Annotated in this window: 6 protein-coding genes; 5 read left to right on the forward strand and 1 reads right to left on the reverse strand. The window is 53.7% G+C overall.

Going from position 1 to position 9,021, the window contains the following annotated elements; all coding sequences use genetic code 11:
- The first annotated feature begins 219 nt into the window (after window positions 1-219).
- From PA598K_RS19110 to PA598K_RS19125, 4 genes are all read left to right on the forward strand, one after another.
- A complete protein-coding gene (locus PA598K_RS19110; RefSeq protein WP_128658489.1) occupies window positions 220-924 on the forward strand; it encodes an ABC transporter ATP-binding protein in 705 nt (234 codons plus the stop codon).
- A gap of 2 nt (window positions 925-926) precedes the next feature.
- Window positions 927-3,251 carry an ABC transporter permease gene (locus tag PA598K_RS19115; protein ID WP_128658490.1) on the forward strand — a complete coding sequence of 775 codons (2,325 nt, stop codon included), beginning with the start codon at window positions 927-929 and terminating at the stop codon, window positions 3,249-3,251.
- 131 nt (window positions 3,252-3,382) lie between these two features.
- Complete coding sequence (locus PA598K_RS19120; protein WP_128658491.1) at window positions 3,383-3,838, forward strand: NUDIX hydrolase; 456 nt, start codon at window positions 3,383-3,385, stop codon at window positions 3,836-3,838.
- Window positions 3,839-3,894: 56 nt separating this feature from the next.
- A complete protein-coding gene (locus tag PA598K_RS19125) occupies window positions 3,895-4,287 on the forward strand; it encodes a VOC family protein (RefSeq protein WP_128658517.1) in 393 nt (130 codons plus the stop codon).
- A gap of 13 nt (window positions 4,288-4,300) precedes the next feature.
- Here PA598K_RS19125 and PA598K_RS19130 read toward each other — a convergent pair whose 3' ends face one another.
- Window positions 4,301-5,887, reverse strand: a complete 1,587-nt coding sequence (locus PA598K_RS19130; protein WP_128658492.1) for an extracellular solute-binding protein — start codon at window positions 5,885-5,887, stop codon at window positions 4,301-4,303.
- 179 nt (window positions 5,888-6,066) lie between these two features.
- Between PA598K_RS19130 and PA598K_RS19135 the strand changes: the two genes are divergently transcribed.
- A partial coding sequence (locus tag PA598K_RS19135) for an S-layer homology domain-containing protein (protein WP_185602092.1) occupies window positions 6,067-9,021 on the forward strand: 2,955 nt, incomplete at its 3' end.

A 9,021-nucleotide genomic window follows, 5' to 3' on the forward strand; every position in this document is an offset into this window, starting at 1 on the left:
ATTTCCTCTATTAGTATGTCACTCATCCAACATACCATAAGGGATGAAACAGCAATTGTCAATTCACATCTCCCAAAGCATGTATGTGTTGACACCTCGAAGATTGTGTATTACAGTATACTACATTAGTAACATACTAATACACAAACATACTTTAAGCAAGTGAATCCTCGTGAAGGCGAAGGAGCTTTCTTGAAGACAAGCGAAGGAGATGGAACATTGAATACACTGATTGAATTCAGAAATGTCACCAAAGAGTACAAAGTAGGGGAGTTGCCGATCAGAGCGCTCGACGGGATCGACTTTTCCATATCGGAAGGGGAGTTTGTCGTTGTGCTCGGGGCGAGCGGAGCAGGAAAAAGTACGATACTCAATCTATTAGGCGGAATGGACGTTGCTAGTTCAGGCCAGGTGGTTGTCGGGGGCCAGGAGATTACGAAACTGAATGAAAGGAAGTTAACTCGTTATCGCGGCGAAAAAGTTGGCTTCGTGTTTCAGTTCTATAACTTGATTCCAAACTTGAACGCACTGGAAAATGTCGAGTTTGCTGCCGAAGTATGCAAGGATCATCTCGATCCCAAGGAGATCTTGCACAAGGTGGGACTAAACGATCGACTCAAAAACTTCCCTTCCCAGCTCTCCGGCGGCGAGCAGCAGCGGGTGGCAATTGCCAGGGCGGTTGCCAAAAATCCGCTGCTCCTGCTTTGTGACGAACCTACTGGCGCGCTCGATTATAAGACCGGCAAGGATGTATTGAAGCTGTTGGAAGATCTGAACAAAGAAATGAAAACCTGTGTTGTTCTGGTGACGCATAATTCGGCGATTGCTCAGATGGCGGATAAAATCATCAAGGTAAAAAGCGGGAAAATCGAAAGCATTACCCTTAATGAAAGCAGACAAAGCGCCGAAAGGATCGAGTGGTAAGGATGAAGCTTTTATTCAAATTATTTCGGGATATTCGGCAGTCGGCGGGGCAGTTTCTTTCATTTGTATTGGTCGTTGCGGTGGGCGCGTTTTTTTATACGGGGTTGGCTACGCTAAGCAATAACTTGAGTGCGTATTCCGAGGCTTATTTCGAACAGCATAATCTAAGCGATCTGACGGTCTCGTACAGCAGAATCAATCCCGAGGATATCGCGCGGCTAAGCCAACTGGAAGGCATCGCTAAGCTGGAAGGGCGATACACCTTCGATGCAACCGAAGCTTTTGAAGGCTATAACGCTACGTTGAAGATCCACTCCATTCCCGCGAACCATGACATCAATATAATAGCGATGACAGAGGGCGAGTTGCCATCGAATCCATATGATATCGTATTGGATTCCCGCTATGCAGCTGAGCATCATTATATGGTTGGCGATGAAATCATTGTACGCGTCAATGAGAAGGAAGTGGCACTGACCATTAGCGGCCTGGGCGAAAATGTCGAGCATGCGAAAAAAAACGAAACGCAGGACCATAAAAACAAAGGCTTTGCTTATATGGGAGAAGCGATGATACCGGAGGTGGCAGGCGATTTCTTCTACAACGAGTTGCTGGTTGATGTTAAAGCCGGTTTCGATACGGACCAGATCGGAAATTCGATTGAAGAGCATTCACGATCTCTTCCTTATCTGGGACAAGAGAGCAAGGAACGGTCGTTCAGCTATTCCCGGCTGATGGCCACAATCCATAACAACGGGTTGATGAGTAAGGTAATTCCTCTCGTATTGTTCTTGATTGAAGCCATTATTCTGTTCCTGGCCATGTCCAGAATCATCGATTCACAGCGGAATCAAGTTGGCATCATGAAGGCTTTGGGCGTGAAAAACAGTAGCATTATGCTCCACTACATGGGCTATCCCGTGTTGGTCAGCATCATTGGGGCGATTGTGGGCTTTGTCATATCCGCAGTTGTATTTGTCCCCATTATCTCGGACTCGAATGCAAGGTCTTACTCACTGCCAGGTATTGAGTTTGCTCTGAGGTATGATCTGATGCTGCCGCCGATTCTCTTCTCCAGCGTGTTCGGGATGCTGGCTTGCTACTTAAGCGGTAGGAAACTGTTGCAAGAAAGGGCAGCTCAAGCCATGCGTCCCAAGCCGCCCAAATCAATGAAAGCTTTATTCATCGAAAGAATCCCCTGTCTGTGGGATCGACTGTCATACAAAGATAAGCTTATTATGCGAAACATCTTCTTGAACAAGAAAAAAGTGCTGGCTAGCTCGGTTGGCGTTATGGTTAGCACCGTACTCATCATTACAGCGTTCGGCACGCAATCAGCGTTGCAGAAGGTAGCGGGTCAGGTCGAACAGGTTTATACCTATGATCTCAGGGTGGATTATAAGTCGGGAGAAGCGATAGACGAACTGCAACTTCCGTCAGGTGTATTAAGCCATCACATGTTATCATCCATTCCTATTGAGATCAAAAAGGATAAGCAAGCTGAGCAAGCTACGCTGATCGTAACAGAAAAGGACAATCGTCTCATTCATTTTTATGACGATAAAGACAAATCCTTGCAACTGGAGGATCATGGCGTATTGGTACCTAAATCGTACGCCGACCATTATGGCATCGCGGAAGGCGATACGATAGAGATGGTGTTTACCGCGCCCGAGATGGGCAACAAATCAGTGGAGGTGAAGGTGCTAAAGATCTCAACTCAGTATTCGAGTCCATCCTTCTACATGACGCCAGAATATCTGGCAAGCTTTGGGCTTGCTTACAAGCCGACGTCGCTTTTGGTGGCGCTCGATCCTTCGGCGGAGTTAACGGAATTCAGAAGTTATTTCCAGCATGATCAAAGTGTAAATGGTATTTTTGATAAAGAGGATCTTCGCAAGGAAGCCCGATACATTTTGCAGCAAAATAACTTTGTCTTCGTCCTGTTTATTCTATGCGCCGTCGTTCTTTCTTTTGGAGCGATTTACACGATTTCATCGATTAACATATATGAGAGGAATCGTGAGCTTGCGACGCTTAAAGTGCTTGGATATGACAAGAACAAAATTAACCAGCTTATCTTTTTTGAAAATATCATCATAACGACATTGGCTGTATTGGTGGCTCTCCCGATCTGCGGCTATATCTATGGGCTGGTGGTACAAGCGTTATCGAGCACGCATCAGCAAATTCCGGATCAATTAAACCTCTTTATTGTAGGGCTATCCGTCCTTGTGGCATTTATGCTCACCATGATGGCCAACTTGCTGCTCAGACGAAAAGTGGCTGGCATCCATATGATTGAATCCTTGAAAGGGTGGGAGTAGTCACGCCGTTCGAAGAACCAATCAGAGACTCTAAGCCTAGCAAATGCGGGTTAGGGTCTCTTTTTCGTAATCCTTCAGAAAATTTTAGTATACTAAGGGAAGTACACTCGAATCTAAAGGATGTGAAACACATGACCCATTATATTAAACAGATCAGAGCCTTAGTCGGAACCCGCCCGATCATTATGGCAGGGGCCTGTGTAATTCTGCTGGATCCTGACGGCCGATTGTTGCTGCAACAGAGAACAGATAACGGCATGTGGGGGTTGCCCGGAGGCTCCATGGAGCCGGGGGAAGAGATGATAGAGGTTGCGAAGCGGGAGCTTTTGGAGGAGGTCGGATTAGAGGCGCTAACCTTAGAGCTGCTAGATCTATTTTCTGGGCCGGAATTGTATTATCGGTATCCGAATGGAGACGAAGTATATAACGTTGTTGCAGTCTATCTGTGCAAGGATTACCGGGGAACCCTTAGAGGCGACGGAGACGAGGTGCAGGATATTCAATTCTTTGAGCTGGATCAGCTGCCAAGTCAAATAAGCCCTCCAGACCGTCCCATCATATCAAGGTTTCTAAGAGATCAGTCGTAGCGCCATGAATTAAGTTGCCCTCATTCGCTAGTAGATGCTTCAAGGAGGCGATGATCCTGTTCGTAAGAGGCTTTAATCACTTGACGATCAATGTCCAAAATCTAGCTCGATCCTTGGATTTCTATACTCAAGTTCTTGGGATGACGGTTAGACATCGAGGAGCAACGGATGCCTATTTGGAGTGGGGAACGGCTTGGATCTGTTTGATAGAACAAAAAAACTACGCTGAGAATAAAGAAAGACAGTTGGGGGTCGACCATGTCGCTTTTTATATTGAAGAGGAGCACTTCCAGGATGCGGTTATGTTACTTCAAAAGAGCGAAGCTCGTATCGTAAGAGGCCCGGTTAAGAGAGGACTTGGTTGGTCGATCAACTTTTTGGATCCAGATGGTACACAACTGGAGTTGCACACATCAAACCTGGAAGAAAGAATGAAGGTATGGAAGTAAGGCGAGACGACCTCTAACGGGCGCCTGGACGGCGCTCCTCCTCCCGAAACCACGCGTTGATTTCCTCGCCGATGCGGTCGCCGCCGTTGCGCTGCCAGCCCGCTACGAAGGTGTCGAAGTAGGACAAAGGTTTCTTGCCGAAAATGATCTGTACGAAGGCTTCATGCTCGGTCTGGACCAGTTGATCCCAACGCTCCTTCATCGTAGCGGTCGGAGGGCCCTGATAGGCGTTAGCGAGCCGGTATGGCGCTTGCTCGATCAGGATCGGCTTGTCCAGCTCATGCACCATACTCTCCCAGCTCGAAGGAATCCGCGCGCCATCATAGATAAGCGTGTAGCCGCTCACATCGACATACCCGCCGGGGATGAGGCTGCGATCCGTCGTCGGCTTGCCGTCGATCTCGGTATAGTCGTAGTCCTTGGCCATGCCGTAGGCATAATGGTCCTTGCGCAGCCCCTGATGGTCGTAGAGGTAATTAATGTAGCGGAAAAAGGGCTCCGGATCCTTGATGTCCTTGTTGATTAATATTGCTCCATTGCTCGGCGGCGTGGACCAGTGCAGCGTTGTTCCCCCCGGCCCGGCAGGCAAAGGAATCGCTTGGAAGCGGGCCGCTGAGCCGGAGTCGTCCATCTCGGCCAGGGGCCAGTAGCGCATCCAGTTGGGTCCGATGACGATGCCGGCCTTGCCCTCGGTGAAGAGCCGCGCTGCGGTCTCTTCATCCTGCCAGATCGCCTCGTCGGAGAAGTAGCCGGCGTCCCTCCACTGCTTGATCTTCTCTAGCCCCTGACGGGTCTGCTCCTGGACGGAGCCATAGACGTAGGCTTGCCGAGGAGCCTGCGCCTCGTCCGCAGCATCGGGAGCAGCCGCATTCCACTGTCCCGGCAGGACGCCGTACATGCCGAACACCCAGCTAATATCCGCCATCCATGTATTGACCTGCCGTTGCAGGCTGACAGCGATGCCGTACGTATCGTGCAGACCATTGCCATCGGGGTCCTGATGCGTAAAAGCATCCAGTACCGTCTCCAGCTGCTCCAGATTCGTAGGGAGGCGCAGTCCGAGCCGCTCCAGCCAGTCGGTCCGAATCCACATCATCGGGTCGGAATTATACGCATAATCCAGAATCGGGATGGCGTAATGCTGGCCGTCCCGGGCGTACGGCGACCAGACGGCAGGGTCTTCGGCCATCGCGTTTTTCCAGACGGGGGAGGCATAGCGCTCGAACACCTCGTCGACTGGCATAAACCGTCCCGAATCGATCAGCTCATGGACGATGCTCGTCCGGACGGTGATGATGTCCGGCAGCTCTCGTTTGTTAATGAGCTGAAGCTTTAGCTTGGTCGTGAAGGTGGAATCGGGCGCGGTCCATAAGTAACGGATGTCTACGCCGAGCTGCTCCCGGACGAAGCGGGTATGGACATTATCCTCGATCGTTTCGCCATTCTTGAAGCTGAGGGACGGACGAAGACTGAATATGGTGGTCAAGGTCGCGGCGGTGTCCGGTTCAGCAACCTGAGGCTGCGGACGCGAGCTGTAGCAGCCGGATACTGTCAGCAGGACGAGAATACAACAGATCGCCGCGCTCGTCGTTTTGTTCATGGTGATTCCCCTCCATCTCCGATTGTAGCATGACCTGGGCCTTTGGCAAGCGACTCGCAGGGGCCGCCGCGTCAAGAAGTTAAGGAAACGATAGAAAAGCTAAATTGTAGTTATATTTTTGGTGCAGCCCCCGCTCGTATAATGAAATCTGACATCGGAGAAAGAGGAGTGGGGAAAGCATGAAAAAATGGACGGCGGCAGGACTCGCAGCTGCAATGCTGTGTGGAAGCCTCGGACCGGTTGCCCATGGGCAGCCGTTGGCGATGGCGCAAATGCCAGCATCCGCAATGGTAGCGCAACAGGCGGATAATCAGGCAGGAACAGTGGGCGCTTCAAAGCATTGGGCGGATGCTGCACTGTCGAAATGGAAGGAGGCGGGGGTATTCTCCGGCTACGAGGACGGCACGCTTCAGCCGGACAGACTGATCTCTAGAGCGGAGCTGGCCACGCTGCTGCAGCGCATCTTGGGTTTGTCCCGGGATTCGTCCACAGCAAGCGGAGCGGTGGAGTTCACCGATGTGGCCGCAACAGCTTGGTACTATGGCGCTGTTATGGAGGCCAGAGAAGCGGGCATTATCGAGGGCTATGAGGATGGCACCTTCCGGCCGGAGCAGACGGTGAGTCGGGAGGATGCGGCCGTCATGCTGGCCCGAGCGTTCCAACTGGCCGGACTTGGCGCGGATGGATCGGAGGGGAGCTCGGCTAAATTTACGGATGCGGGGCAGCTAAAGCCTTACGCCCGGGAAGTTGTAGACCTACTGGCAGCGTGGGGCGTGCTGAGCGGCTATGAGGATGGCTCGTTCCGACCGGAGCGGGGTATCAGCCGGGGAGAGGCGGCGACGATCCTGAACCGGGTCGGCGGGGAGCTGTATCATCAGGAGGGCACCTACGATACGGCAGAGACTCTCGCCCATGCTGTGATTAACACGCGAGATGTAGTCCTCCGTAACAAAACGGTGACAGGCAATCTGTTCCTGGCACAGGGCATCGGCGACGGCGACATCACGGTGGAGCAGAGCAAGGTGGCAGGGAATCTGTTGGCGCTTGGCAGTGAGCAAGGCGTGCGGCTGATCGATTCGACTGTCGAGCGGCTCGTGCTCCATCGCTCCGCAACGGTAGAGCTGTCTGAGACGACACAGGTGGAGGAGCTGGTGTTGGGAGGCCGTGCATCGGCAATTGTCATCGAGGGCAAGGGCAAGATTGCCCGTATATGGGCAACCGATAGTCGCATCACGGTGAACGGCCAAGTGTTGCAGCCAGGGGAGGAGTGGACCTGGTCAGGCAATGGGAAGCTGGAGAAGACGGCTGCCGGAGGCACAACCGAGGGCGAGGAGGGCACCGAGAACCAAGGGAGCACCGGGGGCAATGGAGGCACTGGAGGTGCCGGGGGAAGCTGGTCCGGCGGGGGAGCTGCGCCAGGCTCAGGCGGAACCGACCACGGCCAGTCCGGCGTGTGGCTGCCGGCAGCCACCCCGGGCGTCATCCCGGGCACAGTGAAGGTGTCCGCGCCAGTGGCGGAGGGACATGAGCTGGCAGTGCGGATCGGACATCGTCCGATCGCCGAGCCGACAGTCGGCGCTGTGTTCCAGAAGGACAGTCTCACCGTCTACCCTTACCGGGCAGGAGACGATATCTCCGGCGTTGATAGCGAGGTCAACAAATATTTGGGCATCTACGAGGTGGACAGCCAGGGTAATATCGTCCGCTTCCGCAGCGTAACCTTGACGGCATCGGCGATCCGGCCCGAGACCTGGAGAGCGGTATGGCAGGACGAATTCGACAGCGCTAACATCGACGCGTCCAAGTGGAATTTCGTACAAGGCGCCAATGGCTATGGCAATAACGAGCTGCAAAATTATACGAACCGGTCAGAAAATGCCCGGGTGGAGGACGGCAAGCTGGTCATCGAGGCGAGGGAGGACAACTATGAGGGCACTCGCTATTCCTCTGCCAAGCTGACGACTGAGGGCAAGGGCGCCTGGACGTACGGCAAGTACGAGATCCGCGCCAAGATGCCGTCAGGGCAAGGCATCTGGCCAGCGCTCTGGATGATGCCGTCGGACTCGAAGCTCTACTCCGCATGGCCTGCCAGCGGCGAGATCGATATTATGGAGCTGCTCGGTCACGAGCCAGGCAAGCTATACGGTACGTTGCACTTCGGCACTCCGCACCAGCAGTCCCAGGGCACCTATACGCTGCCGGACAACGGCTCGTTTGCGGACGATTACCATATATACGGCATCGAATGGGAGCCGGGAGAGGTGCGCTATTATGTAGACGGTATCCTCTACTACAAGGCGAACGACTGGTTCAGCAAGAGCAATCAGGAGGGCGGGAAGTATACGTACCCCGCGCCGTTTGATCGGGACTTCTTCCTGCAATTCAATGTCGCCGTCGGCGGCGACTGGCCGGGCGATCCGGATGCATCGACGGTCTTTCCCCAGCAGATGCGGATCGAGTATGTCCGCGTGTATGAGCGCGAAGGCGGCGTCTATCGCGAGCCAACGCTTCCTGCCGAGCCTGTCGTCAGGGAGCCGGCAGCCGACGGCAACTATATCGTCAACGGAGCGTTCGACGACAGCACAGCATCGTGGGCATTCCAGCCGTTCGCACCGCCCGAGGATCTGTTCGGCGGGGTGGGCAGCGTAAGCGTGGACCAAGGCGCGGTGAAGACGACGATCGAGCAGGAGGGACGTGAAACCTATGCCGTCCAGCTCGTACAGTCGGAGGTTCCGATCGCCAAGGATGCGACGTACCAGCTGTCGTTCGACGCCTGGTCGACCGGGGAGCGTACGATGGATGTAGCCATCTCCGGTCCGGACCGCAATTATGTACGGTACATGAAGGATCGGACCGTTGATCTGACGAGTCAGCCGCAAAACTTCCAGTTTACGTTTACCTCGGATGTGGACACCGATCCGAACGCCCGACTGGAGTTCAACATGGGCAAAGCGGGGACAGCGCCTGTCTGGATCGATCAGGTCAAGCTGATCAAGCTGGCGGGCCCGGACGAGAGCCACCAGCAAGCGCCGCTGCCGGACGGCAACCTGATCTATAACGGCTCCTTCGATCAGGGGACGGACCGGATGGGCTTCTGGTCGATCGGCGGTGCTGCGTCGGCAACGGCCCAGGCG

The organism is Paenibacillus sp. 598K (assembly GCF_003851045.1).
Taxonomy (GTDB): Bacteria; Bacillota; Bacilli; order Paenibacillales; family Paenibacillaceae; genus Paenibacillus_D.